Origin of the sequence: Sinosporangium siamense (genome assembly GCF_016863435.1) — a bacterium.
Lineage (GTDB): Bacteria > Actinomycetota > Actinomycetes > Streptosporangiales > Streptosporangiaceae > Sinosporangium > Sinosporangium siamense.
This window is the reverse complement of the sequence record NZ_BOOW01000058.1, coordinates 1-16,062: the sequence shown is the minus strand read 5'-3', so window position 1 is coordinate 16,062 and position 16,062 is coordinate 1. Positions and strand designations below refer to the sequence as shown.

At 68.6% G+C, this 16,062-nt stretch carries 15 protein-coding genes and 2 pseudogenes; 10 read left to right on the top strand and 7 right to left on the bottom strand.

Going from position 1 to position 16,062, the window contains the following annotated elements:
• Positions 1-382 precede the first annotated feature (382 nt).
• From Ssi02_RS37020 to Ssi02_RS36980, 9 genes and pseudogenes are all read left to right on the top strand, one after another.
• The gene (locus Ssi02_RS37020) at positions 383-3,271 is read left to right on the top strand and encodes a helix-turn-helix transcriptional regulator (RefSeq protein WP_307825876.1); all 2,889 of its coding nucleotides are present in this window, start codon (positions 383-385) and stop codon (positions 3,269-3,271) included.
• A 68-nt stretch (positions 3,272-3,339) separates the two neighbouring features.
• On the top strand, positions 3,340-3,489 hold the full coding sequence (locus tag Ssi02_RS37015) for a hypothetical protein (RefSeq protein ID WP_204032990.1): 150 nt from the start codon (positions 3,340-3,342) through the stop codon (positions 3,487-3,489).
• A 788-nt stretch (positions 3,490-4,277) separates the two neighbouring features.
• Positions 4,278-5,345, top strand: a complete 1,068-nt coding sequence (locus Ssi02_RS37010) for a M12 family metallopeptidase (protein WP_204032988.1) — start codon at positions 4,278-4,280, stop codon at positions 5,343-5,345.
• 18 nt (positions 5,346-5,363) lie between these two features.
• Positions 5,364-5,588 carry a hypothetical protein gene (locus Ssi02_RS37005; protein WP_204032986.1) on the top strand — a complete coding sequence of 75 codons (225 nt, stop codon included), beginning with the start codon at positions 5,364-5,366 and terminating at the stop codon, positions 5,586-5,588.
• Positions 5,589-5,666: 78 nt separating this feature from the next.
• On the top strand, positions 5,667-5,927 hold the full coding sequence (locus Ssi02_RS37000; RefSeq protein WP_204032983.1) for a hypothetical protein: 261 nt from the start codon (positions 5,667-5,669) through the stop codon (positions 5,925-5,927).
• Positions 5,928-5,942: 15 nt separating this feature from the next.
• The gene (locus Ssi02_RS36995) at positions 5,943-6,293 is read left to right on the top strand and encodes a YbaY family lipoprotein (protein WP_204032981.1); all 351 of its coding nucleotides are present in this window, start codon (positions 5,943-5,945) and stop codon (positions 6,291-6,293) included.
• 694 nt (positions 6,294-6,987) lie between these two features.
• On the top strand, positions 6,988-7,635 hold the full coding sequence (locus Ssi02_RS36990) for a CAP domain-containing protein (protein WP_204032978.1): 648 nt from the start codon (positions 6,988-6,990) through the stop codon (positions 7,633-7,635).
• Between the two features lie 58 nt (positions 7,636-7,693).
• A pseudogene (locus Ssi02_RS36985) lies at positions 7,694-7,792 on the top strand (acyl-CoA dehydrogenase family protein); the annotation flags it as partial.
• A 228-nt stretch (positions 7,793-8,020) separates the two neighbouring features.
• Complete coding sequence (locus Ssi02_RS36980) at positions 8,021-8,803, top strand: TSUP family transporter (RefSeq protein ID WP_239130358.1); 783 nt, start codon at positions 8,021-8,023, stop codon at positions 8,801-8,803.
• Positions 8,804-8,861: 58 nt separating this feature from the next.
• Here the strand turns inward: Ssi02_RS36980 and Ssi02_RS36975 are convergent.
• Positions 8,862-9,449: pseudogene (locus Ssi02_RS36975) on the bottom strand (SAM-dependent methyltransferase); the annotation flags it as partial.
• A gap of 36 nt (positions 9,450-9,485) precedes the next feature.
• Between Ssi02_RS36975 and Ssi02_RS36970 the strand changes: the two are divergent.
• Positions 9,486-11,018, top strand: coding sequence for a recombinase family protein (locus Ssi02_RS36970; RefSeq protein WP_204032974.1), 1,533 nt, complete (start codon positions 9,486-9,488; stop codon positions 11,016-11,018).
• A gap of 310 nt (positions 11,019-11,328) precedes the next feature.
• Here Ssi02_RS36970 and Ssi02_RS36965 read toward each other — a convergent pair whose 3' ends face one another.
• From Ssi02_RS36965 to Ssi02_RS36940, 6 genes are all read right to left on the bottom strand, one after another.
• The gene (locus Ssi02_RS36965; protein ID WP_204032971.1) at positions 11,329-11,673 is read right to left on the bottom strand and encodes a hypothetical protein; all 345 of its coding nucleotides are present in this window, start codon (positions 11,671-11,673) and stop codon (positions 11,329-11,331) included.
• 91 nt (positions 11,674-11,764) lie between these two features.
• Positions 11,765-12,013 (bottom strand): hypothetical protein, encoded by a 249-nt coding sequence (locus Ssi02_RS36960; RefSeq protein WP_204032969.1) that lies wholly within the window; start codon positions 12,011-12,013, stop codon positions 11,765-11,767.
• Positions 12,013-13,503: a replication initiator gene (locus tag Ssi02_RS36955; RefSeq protein ID WP_307825873.1), complete on the bottom strand. Its 1,491-nt coding sequence runs from the start codon at positions 13,501-13,503 to the stop codon at positions 12,013-12,015. The genes Ssi02_RS36960 and Ssi02_RS36955 overlap by 1 nt, the downstream gene beginning before the upstream one ends.
• Positions 13,500-14,894, bottom strand: a complete 1,395-nt coding sequence (locus tag Ssi02_RS36950) for an FtsK/SpoIIIE domain-containing protein (protein WP_239130357.1) — start codon at positions 14,892-14,894, stop codon at positions 13,500-13,502. The genes Ssi02_RS36955 and Ssi02_RS36950 overlap by 4 nt, the downstream gene beginning before the upstream one ends.
• A 211-nt stretch (positions 14,895-15,105) precedes the next feature.
• Positions 15,106-15,363: a hypothetical protein gene (locus tag Ssi02_RS36945; RefSeq protein ID WP_204032964.1), complete on the bottom strand. Its 258-nt coding sequence runs from the start codon at positions 15,361-15,363 to the stop codon at positions 15,106-15,108.
• Positions 15,360-15,794 carry a plasmid replication, integration and excision activator gene (locus Ssi02_RS36940; protein WP_204032962.1) on the bottom strand — a complete coding sequence of 145 codons (435 nt, stop codon included), beginning with the start codon at positions 15,792-15,794 and terminating at the stop codon, positions 15,360-15,362. The genes Ssi02_RS36945 and Ssi02_RS36940 overlap by 4 nt, the downstream gene beginning before the upstream one ends.
• Positions 15,795-16,062: the final 268 nt, after the last annotated feature.

Below are 16,062 nucleotides of genomic sequence, written 5' to 3'. Positions count from 1 at the left end.
GCCCCGGGAGAACCCCTCGTCGAAGTCGCCGTTTCCCACGCCGACGTGCCGGACGATCGCCTGGTAGGACTCGGCGTGCTCGCTCAGATGGCTCTGGAGCCGCCCGCGCACGGCGTCGGCCGCCGGGGTGGGGGTGCTCTGCGGGGAGCCGGATCTGGAGGGTGAGCAGGCGAACGCGATAAATGTGGCGCGGGAAACCGGGTTCGTTATCGTTTTCCACGAGCTACGCGCACAATCGCACCTGCCATTCGGTCGCCTCGCGCCCCAAAACGTGGTCGGGGTAACAATTCTTCTTACCAAACCCATCGCTCGCCGCGAAGATACGGCTTGAAGCTGGGAACAGGGCCCCTCCACCTGCGCCAAACCTGGGGGCGGCTCATGTATGTGTTGCCTATTCCTCGTCTGCTTGAGTGCGCGGTTGTGCGGACATCGGCATAACGCATTCTGCCGCGAGGTGCGGACAGGCGCGGTTTCGGGCATGCAAAGTCCTGACGCCGACAACCATCGAGGAACTGCGAAAAAGGATTTATCTAGGATCCTATGTGCCGTACAGTCACGGTGGGCCCATGAGACAGAGGTGATCATTATGTCGCCGGACAGAATCCTATTCGTCGGGCGTGGGGCCGAGTTGGCGAGAATGAATGCGGAGCTCGGGAAGGTCCGAGCGGGATCCCCGAGGATTGTCGTGGTCGACGGGCAACCCGGAATCGGCAAGACCGCATTGGTGCGGCATTTTCTGAGCCGCAACCCGGACGTCACCGCCATGTGGGCGAGCGGAGAGCAGAACGAATCACGACTTTCCTACGGAACCATCGATCAGTTTCGCGGAGTGGAAGCCGAGGTGGCGGACCCGTTGGAGGCCGGCGCGGCTCTGCTGGAGACGATGGGGGACCTCCAGGCCGGTGGCGAAGTGGCGGTGATCCTCGACGACGCCCATTGGGCGGACACCGCCTCACTGCATGCGATCACTTTCGCGCTCCGGCGCCTGCGCGCCGATCGCATCATGGCGATCGTCATCGTGCGCGACCCGGACGACCACTGTCTGCCGGAGGGCCTGCGCCGGCTGCTCGCGGCCGAGTCCACCGCGCGCATATCGCTTGCCGGGCTCGATGCCGAAGAGGTCCGGAGGTTAGGTGACACGCCGCTGCCGCTGCGTGTGGCCTCGCGGCTGCGCGACCACACGAGCGGCAATCCACTCCATATCCGCGCCCTGCTCGAACAAGTGCCCGCGGATGTCCTCGCCGATCTCACCTCGCCGCTGCCCGCGCCTCGTTCCTACGCCATGCTGGTGTTGTCGCGCCTCGCCGATTGCGACAGCCGTACACAGCGTCTGGTGGAGGCGATGTCCGTGCTCGGCGCCTCGGCTCCGCTGTGGCAGGCCGCGAGGCTGGCCGGGCTCATGGATCCGGTCGCCGCGCTCGACCAGGCTGTGACGGCACGCCTGTTAGAGGAACGTTCCACTGAGAACGGGGTAGTGGTCGCCTTTCCCCACCCGCTTGTCCAAGCCGCGGTCTATCGGGATCTGGGGCCGGCGCGCCGCATGGAGCTGCACGGCCAGGCGGCCGAGGTCACCGGTGACGAGCTCGCCGGCCTGAACCATCGCCTGCGATCGGCCAGTCACCCTGACGACACCCTGGTCGCGGAGCTGGCGGCCTTTGCCCGCCGGGAAGCGGGGGCGGGCCTGTGGTCCAGCGCCGCAGTGCACCTCACCCGCGCCGCCAGGCTGGCCAGGGCGGAAAACGAACGAGTGCGGCTGACCGCCGACGCACTCGAAGCACTGCTTCTCGACGGGCAGGTCACCGGCGCGGTGACGTTGACAAGAGAGCTGCCGCAGGGGTGCCCTGTCGCCATCAGCGGGTACGCCCACGGCGCCCTGGCGTTTGTGACCGGAAGGCTGAACGAGGCCTACGATCTGCTCACGGACGCCTGGGAGCACTGCGTTCCCGACGACGAGCCGATATTGGCGGCCCGGATCGCCGAGAACCTCGCAGCCCTGTGCGTCATGCGAGCCGAGGGGGCACAGGGGGCCTGGTGGGCGGGACAGGCATTACGGCTGGCGCCCGGTCGCCCCGGCATGGGCCTGGCCCGATATCTGCGGCTCGCCGGCCTTGGAATCTCCGGGAACATAGCCACAGCTCTTGCTCTCCTGCCCTCCCTGCCCAATCCGGAGTTCGCCACCTCCTTCGAATTGGACGCGATCCTGGGGCGGGGCGTGCTGCGCACCTGGGCCGACGACCTGGAAGGAGCTCTGCGCGACCTGGCCGGAGTCGTCACGGCCTCAGCGGGCCGTTCGGTGCCGTTCAGGCTGCTCGCCGCGTCGATGCTTGGTTATGCCGAGTATCGCGCCGGGCTTTGGGATGACGCCGTCGTCCACGCGGAAATCTCCACCTCGATCGCCGACGGGGCCGGCCAGGTCTGGCACGCCGACATCGCGCACGGGTTCGCCTCCTGGGTGCCCGCCGCACGCGGCGAGTGGGATCAGGCCGCCGAACACCTCAAAGCCGCGGCCGGGTTGCGTCTGGCCGGCACCGCCACATACGCGACCGTGTGCAGCGCCGAGGCGCACCTGGCGGTCGCGAAAGGCCATCACGATCAGGTCGTCGCCGTGCTGAAACCCCTCGCGGACCTCGGCCACCGGGAGGGAAGCCACGAACCCGGGGTGATCGCGTGGCAGGATCTGCTCGCCGACGCCTACATCGCCGTGGGCGAGGACAAGGAAGCGGAGGCCATCCTCATCCCCTGCGAGAGACTGGCCCGCCAGCGGGGCCGGCATTCGGTGCTGGCCGCCTGCGCGCGGGTCCGCGGCAACCTCCATGCTTTCCGGGAGGAGCATTCCGCAGCCGACGAGGCGTTCCAGGCGGGCCTTGTCCACCTCGCTCGGATCTCCATGCCGTTCGAGAGCGCCCGGCTACGACTCGCGTATGGAGAATTCCTGCGAAGATGGGGTAAGCGCGCCCTGGCGGCAGAGCAGCTGCGGGCCGCCCGCGACGTGCTGAAACGACTCGGCGCCCGGCCCTACCTTCAGCGATGCGAACGCGAACTCGCCGCCTGCGGATTGAGGACATCGGCCGGTCACGCCCGCCAGGGAGACCTCACTCCGCAGGAGCAGGCGGTGGCGAGATTGGCCGTCACCGGCATCGGCAATCGCCAGATCGCCCGTGAACTCATGCTCAGCACCAAGACCGTCGAATATCACCTCAGTCACATCTACGCCAAACTCGGCGTCACCTCTCGTGCGGCCCTGATCGCGATTTCCAACACCGACACGTGAGTCACCAGGGGGAAGCACTTAGGAACCTCCCGATCCGTTTCCCTCCACCACGGGGCTACCTTTCGCTCATGCGCTTCGTCATCGACCTCGTCTACACAGTTGACGGAGTCCATGGCCAGGTGCTGCGCGAGGGATCGCACACCCCCGAGACCTTCACCGGTTGGCTGGGACTCCTCAGACTCCTCGAACCCTCGTCAAACCTGTTCGAGGAGGATTGACCGTCCGGCGGCGGCATTTCGCTTCCCTACGGCCTCGGACGGTCTCAGGCGATTGAAGGAGCACCCGGACTCCCAGGCGCCCACCGTCCCGAGCTCCTGTCCGGTGCAGTCGCACGGCCGCACGCCCGCAGTGCCGCTCCTGCACGAGCACTGAAAAGCCGGCGGCCAAACCGGGATCTGAATTCGTGCGCGCGCCCTGCATTCGCCCGTGAGCCGGCCAGCTGATTCAAGATGCCATGTCACAGGCATCCATTGCCGGTCGCTACTTGAAGTTTCCGGTATCTGTTGAGACCTGCTTCCCGTTCGGACTGAAGGAGTGGCGGCAGGCCTGTCGGGCCACCGGCTCCGGGAGTGGCCTAGGGGAAACCCTGGGTGTTCCTGAAGGAATGCCTGTTTAGGGAATCTCCTGATTCCACCCCGGACGCAGTGTCCCCGAGCAGTTGCCTACAGTCGCGGATATCCCTCTTGGAAAGGCACTGGCCGAGACGCTTGGGGGCGCGGCCGATCGTCAGACGGGGGAGGGGAGAGTGCCTTTCCCGGATCGGATCGACTCATCAAGAGAAGCGCGGCCATTCGGCTCTGCCGCAGCTCGCCGAACACCTTGCGGATTATCAATTCCTGAGCAGGTCAGAGTGATTTCCCACTTCCCCGGACTATCACTCGGATGTGATATTTCCCTTTCGCGTAGAAGACGAACTGGAGGTCACCTTGTGAAAGATGTCCCTAAAGTCCCTTCGGCGCCCGCCGGCGAGAACGGTGACGCCGCCCCGGGTGCGGGTGGGTGCAACGTGTACCGATCCTCCGACGACGTGCGGAGCGGCTACGTGCGCGGGATCGACGCGTTCCAGGTCAAGCCCGTGCGATACTCCGCGATCGACGGCCTTGCCATCTTCGAGGGCGACATCGCCCTCGGCTCGGTCGACCTCATGGACCAGATCAAAGCAGAGGTCGAGTCGGAGTCGGCGGACGCTGTCCGTGACCCCAAGGTCGTCGAAGGCGTCGTCATCACCGGGCTGCGCTTCCGCTGGCCGAACGGCCTCATCCCCTGGACGAGCGTCGCCGCGCTTCGCCCGCTGGTCCTGCAGGCGATCGCGCACTGGGAGGCGAACACGCGAATCCGGTTCGTCGAACGCACTGCGGCCAACCAGGCGAACCACCCCCACTTCCTGTCCTTTCAGCAGCTCGACGGGTGCTGGTCGTTTGTCGGCATGCAGGGCGGCGAGCAGGTCATCTCGTTAGGCGCGGGCTGCGGCTTTGGCCAGGCGGTCCACGAGATCGGTCATGCGGTCGGCCTCTGGCACGAGCAGAGCCGCGAGGACCGCGACCGCAACGTCAGGATCGTGTGGGCGAACATCGAGCCCGGGCGTGAGCACAACTTCAACCAGCACATCACCGACGGCGAAGACATCGGCGCCTACGACTTCGGCTCGATCATGCATTACGGCAGGACGGCGTTCGGCCTGAACGGCCAGGAGACGATCGTGCCGCTCGGCGGCCAGGCGATCGGCCAGCGCAACGGTCTCAGCGCCGGCGACATCGCCGCGGTACGCGCCATCTACCCCTCCCTCGAACCCACCGTCGGCTGGCGCGGCACCCAGTTCGTCGGCACAGTGCCCGCTGGAGCCACGTGGACGTGGTTCACCCACAGCTGGCCCTCGCACTGGTTCGTGCAGTGGGTGACCGTGCCGACGTCCCCGGTGGTCGACGGCGACCGGCAGATCGAGCTCACCGTGCGCACGACCCGCCAGGCCGAGCGCCTCGTCAAGTACTTCCTCTCCATCCAGAACCATGGGCCGAGCAGCGTGACCTTCGAGGCGCGCTACGAGGTCCTCGGCTGGGCCCGAAGCTTCATCTGACATCGGAGGCATGAACACATGCGCGTGACAATTCACATCAACATCGGGGACGCGAGCGACGCCGAGGACGCGGACGTCACCGTCTCCGGCCCCTTGACCTCCGCGTCCGCCGGCACGGCGGCGGACGCCGGATCCGGCCCGGCGGGCAGCGCGTCGGCCGAAGCCGTCACCGACGCCGGCGGCCCGCCCGCGTCCCTGCTGGAGGAGATCCGCCGGGCCGAAGCCGCGGTCGGCGGCTCGTAGAACGACCAGGCGCCCGGCCTCACGGACGCGGGTGCAGTACGGCAAAGCCGAGTCAAGCGGATACAAGGAGGGCACTTCATGATCTTCGGCACACAGTTCACCGGCAACGTCCCCGCGGGACAGACCCGACGGTGGTTCACCCACAGCTGGAACGCATCCTGGAACGTCGTCTGGGTGATGATCCCGACGAACCCGCCCGTCGACGGTCCCGCACAGATCGAGTGGAAGATCCAGAACACCCGGCAGGCGCCCGGCCTCGTCAAGTGGTTCATCGAGGTGAGAAACGTCACGAACGTTCCCGTGGACTTCCAGGCCCGCTATGCGATCCTGAACGCGTGAGCGGATCGGCACGGCATGACTGAGCGGCGAACGGTCACAGGCCGCATCGCCTTCCCCAGCGCGATCGGCGCCGGCGCGGCAGCCGTACACGTCCTCGTCGAGGACGTCAGCCGCGCCGACGCCGCAGCGCGTGTCGTCGCCGCGATCGACCTGCCGCTCGGCCACGCGCTCGGCGCGGGCGAGACGCTTTCGTTCTCACTCGCCGTGCCGGTGGAGAGCGACATGCAGCGGCTCTCGGTCCGCGTGCACGTCGACCGGTCCCGCGACGGCACGATCGCCGAGGGGGATTGGATCTCCACCGCCGCGCATCCCGTGCTCACGCAGGGCGCCGGGGACCATGTCGACATCGAAGTGCGTCCGGTCTGAGCGGTTCCGCAACCGGGCACGCATCTGAGCCGTCCGGTTGGGAATCGTCCTGTCCTTCCGGTGATGTGTCCGGACGCATCGGAGAGGAAGAAGGTCGCCGGTCCGGCGACGTCCTCGGGGGATCCAGGACATGCCATCGGAATAACGCTCTGCCGGCGGCTCCGTACCTGCTCCCGGGAGCCGCCGGTGAGCTCTGCCCGTTCTTCCCGAATCCGGTGGTGAGCGGGAAGCGCATGACGGGGCGTCACATGCTCGGCCGCGTACGGCGGGCCGGATCGGACGGCGGGGTGACCTGATTGACGGGTGGGGGCCCAGACGGCACCGGGGACGGCCAACGTTACGGTCGCTGTTGGGCTCCCACCCGACCCACTCCCTGAAGGCAGACGATGAGGCTTAAGGCAGGCATCACGGCACTGGCGGTGACCACCCGCGCCACCACCCGCAGCCAGACGGTGATCCGAGCCTACGGGCTCACCCCATGACCCGGCTCCGGCGGCTCCGGCGATCATCGCCGGGGCCACCGGAGCCGCCCGTATCGCGAGGCCAAGGGTGTGTGAAGCCACGCCCGGACGGCTCCCGCCGTACCTAAAGAGACCTACCGACCTGCGGAAACAAGCCGGTCTTCCACGCGTGACGCGGCGGCGGGGCGGGGACATCGCCCCAAACGCGCCAGCGCCCACGAGAGGAGCCCGCCGTGCGGGACTGGAGACCGGCCTTCGCCGCCACCGCCTTGGCCGCCACGACACTCGCCTCCGGCAACCCCGCCGCCCACGCCGCGGCCGCCCCCACCTGCGACAGCAGATTCAACGTGACCCGCTGGGGCAACGTGGTGCCCTGGAGCGAGACGTCGCGTACAGGCAGCAGGACCTTCACGGCAAACGCCCGCGTGGCCAAAGCCCTGGCCTGCCTCGTCAACGCCGAACGCGCCCGGCACCGCCTGCCCCGGCTGACCGCCGCCTACGCCCTCGGCCGCGCGGCCCAGCGCCACGCCCGCGAGGCCGCCTCCCAGCAGTGGTGGCACCCCACCGACGGCCGCGGCACCCATCTCAACCCGGCCACCAACTCCACCCCGAAGACCCGCGTCGCCGACGCGGGATACTGTCCGGGCGCCTCCTGGGACATCAGCGAGGTCACCTACGCCGGTGCGAAAGGCGCCGGCCTGGCGTCGCGGGCGCTCAACTGGTGGGTCAACGTCAGCACGCAGGGCCACCGCGGGGCCGTGCTGGACAGTGCGTGGACGCACTTCGGCTACTGGGCCACGGGGCAGTCCGCCTTCCGCCGGCACGCGCGGGCGAAGGACGGCGGCACCTTCGTGGTGGTCTTCGGGCGGTGCTCCCGGTGAGGCGGTAATTTGCCGCATTTCTCCGGCGGACCAATGATGTATTCACGTCCAGAGCGACGTCCTGGGCACCTGCGTCCAACTGCACGGCGGCTACGGCTACATGAACGGATATCGCGTCGCCCGCGCCTGGCAGGACGCCCGCGTCACAAAAATCTGAGCCGGCTCCGACGAAATCATGAAGGAGCCGATCGGCCGCGACCTCGGCCTCTAGACGCCCCACACACATAGGCCGGCCGGTAGGCTGCCCGGGTCAATCGACTGCAAATCGATGGGGGCCACGGATGCCCGAGGTGCAGAAGGTCCCGGCCAATGGCCGGCACCCTTCGGTGGCCGGCGTCCACCGAGTCCTGGCCGACGAGGCCGCCGCGGCCCCTGGAATCCGCACATGACCTGGCAGGGTGACCTGCTGGGGTTCGTCGCGGGGTTGCTGATCGCTGTCTTCACCGCGCCCGTGGGGGTGTCCGGCGCGGTGTTCCTGCTGCCGGTCCAGCTCAGCGTCCTCGGCGTGCCCAGCCCGGCGATCACACCGACGAACCTGCTGTACAACGTGGTGGCCACTCCCGGCGCCCTGGCCCGCTATCGCGCCAACGGCCGACTGTTCACACCGCTTACCAGGCTGCTCGTCTACGGCACCCTGCCAGGTGTCGTCGTGGGAGCCGTCATCCGCGTGTTCGCCGTGCCCGGCGCCGATGTGTTCCGTCTGCTGGTGGCCGTGCTGCTGCTCCCGCTGGGGGTTTGGCTGTGCGCCCGGGCGGTACGCCCGCCGCCGCGGCCGGTCCGGGGCGAGCCGTCCTCGCGCTTGGTGGTCGTCCTGGCCCTGGCCGTCGGCGTCGTCGGGGGCATTTACGGAATCGGCGGCGGATCGATCCTCGGCCCGATCCTGGCGGGTCTCGGTGTGCCCCTGGCGCTGGTCGCGCCGGCTGCGCTCGCCTCCACCTTTCTCACCTCTGTGGCCGGGGCCGCGACTTACGCCCTGCTCTCCTTGTCAACCCCCGGTGATATCGCCCCTGAGTGGGGCCTCGGCCTGATGTGCGGGCTCGGCGGCTTGATAGGCGGGTATCTCGGCGCGCATTTGCAACCGCGCCTGCCCGAACCCGCCCTGCGCTTCCTCCTCGGCGCCTTGGCCACTGCTCTCGCCCTGCTCTACTTCGTGCAGACCCTCACCTGATCTCCCTGCCGGGGAGGGGGCGGTTCAGGGTCGACGGCGCCCGCCCCCGCACTGCGGGCTACGGCGAGGCGAGGTGGGCCAGGCCGCCCTCGACGCGGAGTTTGGGGGGCTCGGCCAGCAGGGGCACCGCGGGCGGGTCCTCGTCGACGCGCCAGTCCTGGACCGGGACCAGGCCGGGGCCGATCAGGTCGAAGCCCTCGAAGAGGGAGAGGACCTCGTCGCGGCCGCGGAACACCGACTGGGCGGGGGAGCCGGCGGTGGCCATGCGCAGCTGGGCGATGGCCTCGGGGGAGCTTTCCGCCATCGAGTGGGACAGGGCGAGGTAACTGCCGGGGGCCATGCGCTCGCGGAAGGCGGCGATGATGCCCTTCGGGTTCTCGCCGTCCATGACGAAGTGCAGCACCGCGATCATCATGACGCCGACCGGGCGGTCGAAGTCGATCAGCGAGGTGACCTCGGGGGCGTTCAGGATGCCGGCGGGATCGCGCAGGTCGGCCTGGAGGCTCACCACGTCGCCGGCCGAGCCGAGCAGCACCTCGGCGTGCAGCTGAACGACGGGGTCGTAGTCGACGTAGACGACACGTGCGTCCTCGTGCACCTCGCGGGCGATCTCGTGCACGGCGGGGGAGGTGGGAATGCCGGTGCCGAGGTCGAGGAACTTTCATAGAGGTACGTTGGATACATGACGAACCCTCTCTCCGCCACATCGCCTCTGCCTTCCGGCAACATCTTGCCCACCGGCCGTGAGTACCTGCGTGTCTCCAAAGACCGGTCCGGTCGGATGAAGTCCCCCGCCCAGCAGCACGACGAGAACAAGAAGTCATGCGACCGGCACGGCATCACGCTTGGAGAGCCGTACACCGAGAGCAAGGCCGTATCGGCCAGCCGGTACTCCGATGAGACCCGCGACGGTTTCGAGCGCCTGATCACCGATCTGCGAGACGGCCGATTCGGCGCTGATGTCCTTGTGATGTGGGAGTCCTCGCGGGGGTCTCGCCGGGTCGGCGAGTGGGTCACCATGCTTGACCTGTTGGAAGACCGTGGGACGCTTGTCCATGTCACCACGCACGGCCGGACCTACGATCCCGCCAATCCGCGCGACCGGCGAACGCTGCTGGAAGACGCGGTTGACAGCGAGTACGAGTCCGCCAAGACCAGGGGGAGGATCAAGCGGGACATGAAGGCCAGCGCCGCCGAAGGCCGCCCGCACGGCGTATGCCCGTACGGCTATCTGCCCGTCTACCGCTCCGACCGCCGGGCGTTGGACACGTGGAAGCCCGACCCCGAGCGCGCCCCCGTGATCAGGGAGTTGTTCGAGCGGTTGCGCAATGGCCACAGCTTCAAGTCGATCACAAGGGATTTCGCCGCGCGGGGAATCGTGAACCGCAAGGGGCAGCCGTTCAGTCACCAGCATCTCCGGGACATGGCTGCCAAGGCCGTCTACGCCGGGTACCGGGCGTACCTGCCGAAGGACCAGAAGGGCAAGGGCATCAAACCCGAGCTGATCGAGGGCACATGGGAACCGATCGTTGATCGGGCGCTGTGGTGGGACGTGCAGCGCATCCTGAGCGAGCCCGGTCACCAGAGCAAGGCACCGCGCCCAGGGCGTGTCCTGCACGAGTACACGGGCACCGTGCGGTGTGACGTGTGCAGGGGGCCGATCGGCACCGTAAGCAGCGGACAGCCGGGCGTCCTCGACTACAAGTGCGCCATCGGCGGGTGCCTGCGCATCCGGAAGGCCGACGTCGACGAGGTCATCACGGGCGTCATCCTGGCCTACCTTGAGCGTCCGGACGTCTATGCGTCGCTGACGGCGGGCTCGACGACGACGGCGGAGGTGCAGGAGGCCCAAGCCGAGCTTGCACAGCTTCGGGCGGAGCTGGAAGAGGCGGAGAACGACACCCCCGCCACGCTGGGAGAGGCAAAGGCGGTGGGCAAGCTGATCGACAGGCTGACAGGCGAAATCGCCGACGTCGAGAGGCGTGTCCGCGAGTTGACCGCGCCCGGGGACCTGATGGCGCTGATCGAGCCGGGAGCGGACGTGGCCAAGCGCTGGAAGGCCGCCCCCGTGTCGGCACGGCGGAAGGCCGCCGCGATCCTGCTCACCCCTGAGCATCTGGGACAGGTGCGGCTCACCCGCTCTCCTGTCCGCAACACGCGGGTACCCGCACACCAGCGGATGATCTGGGACAGGGAGGCGCGCGACGCCGCCTAGTCCCCCGGGAAGGGCGAACCCCCCGTCGGCATTGACCAACGGGGGGTTCTCGGTGTTCATCGGCTAGAGGTAGCCCAGCAGGGCCGCGAGGCGAGCCGCGCTGTCATCGCTGAGCGGAGGGCAGCGGCCGACCACACCGGCGATGTAGTCCGCCAGGTCCGGATCGGTCGGCGGGGTGCCGTGGTCACGTCTACCGGTGCGGCGGTCGGCCTTGATCTGTCCGATGGTGTCGTCTCTGCTCTGCTCTGACGGGTCTACTTCGGCCGTCCCGGGTAGTGGGTGTTCTCCCGGTCCTCCGAACGCGGCGGCCTTACTTGCCGCCCCATTGCCCGAGGCCCTTCACCGTCCGGTTGAGCACCTCTCCGTCCTTCCAGGTCCAGGCGTACTGGCCCCGGGCGGACATCACATACACCTCCACGACGCCGCCGAGCAGTGACCGGCGTGCCGCCGCAGCGGCGATCACCTCCCACGGCCCAGAGACCCATTCCCAGTCCACCCAGCCCGGGGTGACGTGCGAGGTATCAGGCCGGGTGCCCATGAGGACCCGTTCCCGGTTGCGCCAGTCGACCCACCGCGCAATCAGCGGCCCGCCCAGCGCTTTCAGCGCCAACGGCACCAGCACGACCGCGAATAGAACAATCAGCAGCGTATTCATCGAACCCTCCGGGATTTGTATCGATCGACTACGTGCGCTGTGCACCGGTCGGCGCGCCCCAGCTCCGGGCCGCCGTCCCCGTCCTGGCCGCTCACCTCAGCCACCCCGGCAACCTGTCCGCCTCAACACGGCCTTTCAGGTCGCGGTGATCCAGTAGCGGGCTCCCCCAGTACACCGCGCGCTCTCCCTTGGGGATGGCGTGCCTCTGGGCGACCACCCACCCGCGCCGCCGCCGCAGTGCCTTCCGGTACGCCTTCCTCCGCTTGTCGATGGCTTCGGCGGTCAACGCCATCGCCACCGGGAATCCGATGATCAAGCCCCAGATCATGAGTTCGCCCATCAAAGACCACCTTCCGTATCGAGTGCTCGTAATCGAGCCCTGAGCAGTTGCACGGCCGCCACCTGCCGCAGCAGCACCACGGCCCGGGGAGGCAGCAACGGGTCGCCCGCCGGGACGGGCATCCACACGGCGTCGCAAGAGGTGCCGGTTGCGTCGGGCAGGCCGAGCATCGCCAGCACCCAGGCCCGCCGGTCTGCGGCGTGGTCGGCGAGCGTCTTGCCCGACCAGCGGCGCGACACCAGGACCCGACGCCCCCCGTAGCCGAGGTGGCTCGCCTTGTGCGCCCTGCCCCGGCACCGGCCCGGCAGCAGCCCCGCCTTGGCGCTCTTCGGCTGCACCCCGTACCGGAGCCAGTTGGCGCACGTCGGCGAGCACGGCTCGTACCGGAGCGCCTCCACCAGGCGCGCCACGTGCGCCGCCCGGTCCACCCCGAGTGTCTCGGCGCGCCTGTCGCCGCCCAGGCTCTTGGTCAGGTACTTGGTCAGGTAGCGAACCGTCTGGTCTGCGTCGACGCTGCCAGCAAGCACGCCCTTGGCATCCAGTTGGGTGCCGAACCTGACGACGTGCAGCGGTTCGGCATCGTCCCCCAGGGCGTCAAGTGCCTGATCCCAGGTGGGGAGCGCCTCACCGGTCGACGGGTCGCAGTAGTCGCCCGCCCCGCCTGCACCGGCCGCCCACACCGGCAGCCGATCGCCCTCGAAGCGGACCACGTCGACCGGGGGCCACCACACTTGGTGGTAGGTCGCGGCCACCACCGCCCGCAGGTCCGCCCGGCTGATCGTGCCCCGCACGGCCATGTGCAGGTGCGGCGCGCCCCGCCTCTGCGGCTCCACCACCGCGAAATACTGCACGCTGTATCCGGCGATGCGCCGCAGGTTCTGCACGAACCGGTCGACGAGCTTGGAGAAGTGGATCGCGTCACGCACGGCGCGGGTGTAGTCGTAGGCGGCCGGATCGGCGGGGACACCGCCCCTGATCCTCCCGTAGGAGGGGAGTGTGAGCGTGACGAACATCGAGGGCCGCAGCCGCTTGCCGTCGCGGGTGGCGTAGACGCGGCCCAGCGTCGTGTCACGCCGGGCACGGCGAGGCAGATCCGGGGTGTCCTGTCGGCGTCGGGTCGACCGGTTGCGGCGAGGAGGCGCACCCGGCTCCCCCTCGTCGGCCGACCCCCCGCCGGCACGACCCTGAGCTGCGGAAACACCATCTGGGGCGGGGCGATCCCGCACCGGCTCATCTTCGACGTGCCAGCCCTCCCGGCACTGCTGCACCCGCAGCGACCGAGCCCGCCGAGCGCACGGAGGGCAGGCCGCCTCAGCCACAGACCCGCACCGGATGGCCACCGTCTCAGCCGTGCCGTCACCGTCAAGGCGACGCATCATCACCGGCCGCAGGCACACCCCGTTGTCATCGGCCAGGCGTTCGGCCACCTGATCCGACAGCAGCCCCGCCGCCCGCAGCCGCCCCAGCACGCTTGCGCCCTCCGCGGTCACCAGGAGTCCCGAGCGGCCGAGTAGCGCAGCGACATCTGCTCAATGTCGGCATCGGTGACCAGGGCCGCCCGCACCCGTGCCGGATCGGGTGAGTTCTCCCTGCGGACGTAGCCGGTGCCCGCGCCGATCTCGGGATCGGCCGAGTCGTGAGGGATCTGGTCGGCCAGCGCACCCCGGTCACGCGCGCCGTCGCCGAGCACCATGTCGACCTGATCGGGCTCGTCGAGACGCAGCGCCACCCGCACGGGGAACAGGTTGCGGATCGCCAAGACGTCCTTGCGGGGGTCCTGGAGTGCGGCGACGACCGAGAACCCGACCGCCCTGCCCTGCGTGGTGAGCGTCGCCAGCGCCGCCGTGATACGCAGCCTGAGCCCCTTGTCGGGCTGGTAGGCCGTCAGGAACGCCACCTCGTCGATGACGATCACCACGAACGGATCACGTCGTGTCGCCACGTGGAACCGCTGCACACCCGCGTACCGGTCGGCACGCTCCTGCATCGCCGCCACCGCCGTCTCCAGCAGATCGGCGCATCCGGCCGGAGTGGCCGCGTAGCGGGTGAACAGGCCCTTGCCGTAGGCGAACTCCATGCGCTTGGGATCAAGGCCCCAGATCTCCGCCCGACCGGCGGCCTGAGCAGGCAGCAGCCCCCGCACGATCGACCACAGCCACGACCCCTTACCCGAACCTGTGGCACCCGCGATCAGCACATGAGTGCCGTGCAGCCGCAGCCGGTAGGGCTCACCGCCCTCGCAGACGCCGATCTCCACACTGTCCACCTCCGGGAGCACCGGCAGCGGCCGAGCCGGGATCGTCACCGCCAGAAGGTCGCGGCGGGGAAACACCAGGGTCACCCAGCCCGCGCGGAGGGAGCGGACGACGGCGAGATCGGCACCGAAGCCGTGCGCGAGGTTGGCCACCCGATCGGCGAACTCCTCAAGGCTCTGCCCGCGCAGCATGCGCACCGTGACCGTGTCGGCCGCCGCCGAGGACACCACCTTGACCAGGTCGGGCACATACCCGGTGCCCCGCACCGACCGCACCAGCCCCGCCACCGCCATCACACCGCCCCAGTGACGCCGGTAGACCCACATCCACCGCCACCACGACACCACCCGCCAACCGGCGTACCGCATGAACGTCCGAGGGCTGACACCCGCCCAGATCGAGGCGATGATGCCCGCCCCCGCGACGCCACCGGCAACCGCGCGCCACCCCCACAGCAGCCCCACCGCGACACCCAGCCACACCAGCGCCGAGGCGATCGGGTGGCGGACCACCGTCTTTGCGGTGCCCGCGACCAGACGCCACGTCCAGGCGAGCACGACCAGGATCGCAGGCGTCTTGAAAACGGTAGGCGTGTAGACAATCGACGTGTCGGGGCGCGTCGACACAACATGCTGTATCTCGGTGCCCGGCAATTTGCGCAGCACTGAAAAAGGCCATCCCTTCGATGACGACGAAATATACGCGTGCTGAACGAGCAGAAGAAAAAGCAGAGCCGCAGAAAGGAAGTGGACAGCGGCGAAGCAGCCGTGAAAGAGGGGGCCGCCGGAAGGCGACAGCGGCGGCGGCCCCACGGCCCGCTACACCGCACACGGTCTACTACATCGGGAAATCCCGCCGATGCGCTCGAAGCGCCAGTTCAAAGCGCCAGGCGCTTTCGGTCAACTCGCCCGCGAACCGCACCGCCGCCGCGAGCCCCTCAGGTATGTCTTTCCGCGCCGAGACCGAGCAGGAGACCGCCCCCACGCGGATCACCAGGATGGGCGGCCTGTCGGCGAAGGTGTGGCAGGTGGCCTCGGCGTCCAGGCCCAGGTGGACGCCGATCTGACTGAACGACCGCGCATCGCTACCGGTCAACCGGCGTCCTTCGCCCGCACCGGAGCAGCCGCATCGGCCGCCGACACCGGCCGCATGCCGTTGGCCCGGTAGGAGTAGGCGAGCCTGCTCGTGCCCTGGTCGACGTACGGCGTGACCGTCATGCCGACGAACTCAACGGGGATGAAGGGCAGGCCGAGCGCGGCCAGGGCCGCAGGAGCCGGGGGGATCACCGGCTTGGTTGCGGAGGCGATCTTCACGGCCAGGGCCTTTTGGCGGGTCCTGGCCTCAGGGTCGGCGTCCACGACCGGGACGCCCCACATCGGCAGGTTGGTGTCCTTGTCGCGTGCTTGGACCTGGTTGTCTTTCGTTGACGCGTCGAAGTCGGCGATGGCGACGACCTCACCGACGACGTAGCAGCCGTTCGGGAATACGGCGTTGTGGGCTACAGGGATTGCGCCCTGAAGGGCCAACTTTCCTCCCAATCCGATGTTACTGACGAGTAATTTATGCAGGTACATACCGGACAACGGGCATGCCCTGAACGGGGTTCCCGTCAGCCGAAAAATTTCCCGGCGAAACGGATACGTTATCCCGCCGTGATCTGACCGGCGACCGTTCCCGATTTACCTGCTGAAACACCGGCCGACAGGTCTGCCGAGTCGTGGCGGTGCCAGTTGCCGAATTAGCCTTATAGGTATCAAGGCGGCGGCGCTCCGCGCCGCCGCGTGCGGCCCGGCT

Coding starts and splice junctions, on each gene's coding strand:
- Ssi02_RS37020 (WP_307825876.1), top strand. CDS start 383: ATGTGTTGCCTATTCCTCGTCTGCTTGAGTGCGCGGTTGTGCGGACAT.
- Ssi02_RS37015 (WP_204032990.1), top strand. CDS start 3,340: ATGCGCTTCGTCATCGACCTCGTCTACACAGTTGACGGAGTCCATGGC.
- Ssi02_RS37005 (WP_204032986.1), top strand. CDS start 5,364: ATGCGCGTGACAATTCACATCAACATCGGGGACGCGAGCGACGCCGAG.
- Ssi02_RS37000 (WP_204032983.1), top strand. CDS start 5,667: ATGATCTTCGGCACACAGTTCACCGGCAACGTCCCCGCGGGACAGACC.
- Ssi02_RS36995 (WP_204032981.1), top strand. CDS start 5,943: ATGACTGAGCGGCGAACGGTCACAGGCCGCATCGCCTTCCCCAGCGCG.
- Ssi02_RS36980 (WP_239130358.1), top strand. CDS start 8,021: ATGACCTGGCAGGGTGACCTGCTGGGGTTCGTCGCGGGGTTGCTGATC.
- Ssi02_RS36970 (WP_204032974.1), top strand. CDS start 9,486: ATGACGAACCCTCTCTCCGCCACATCGCCTCTGCCTTCCGGCAACATC.
- Ssi02_RS36965 (WP_204032971.1), bottom strand. CDS start 11,673: ATGAATACGCTGCTGATTGTTCTATTCGCGGTCGTGCTGGTGCCGTTG.
- Ssi02_RS36960 (WP_204032969.1), bottom strand. CDS start 12,013: ATGGGCGAACTCATGATCTGGGGCTTGATCATCGGATTCCCGGTGGCG.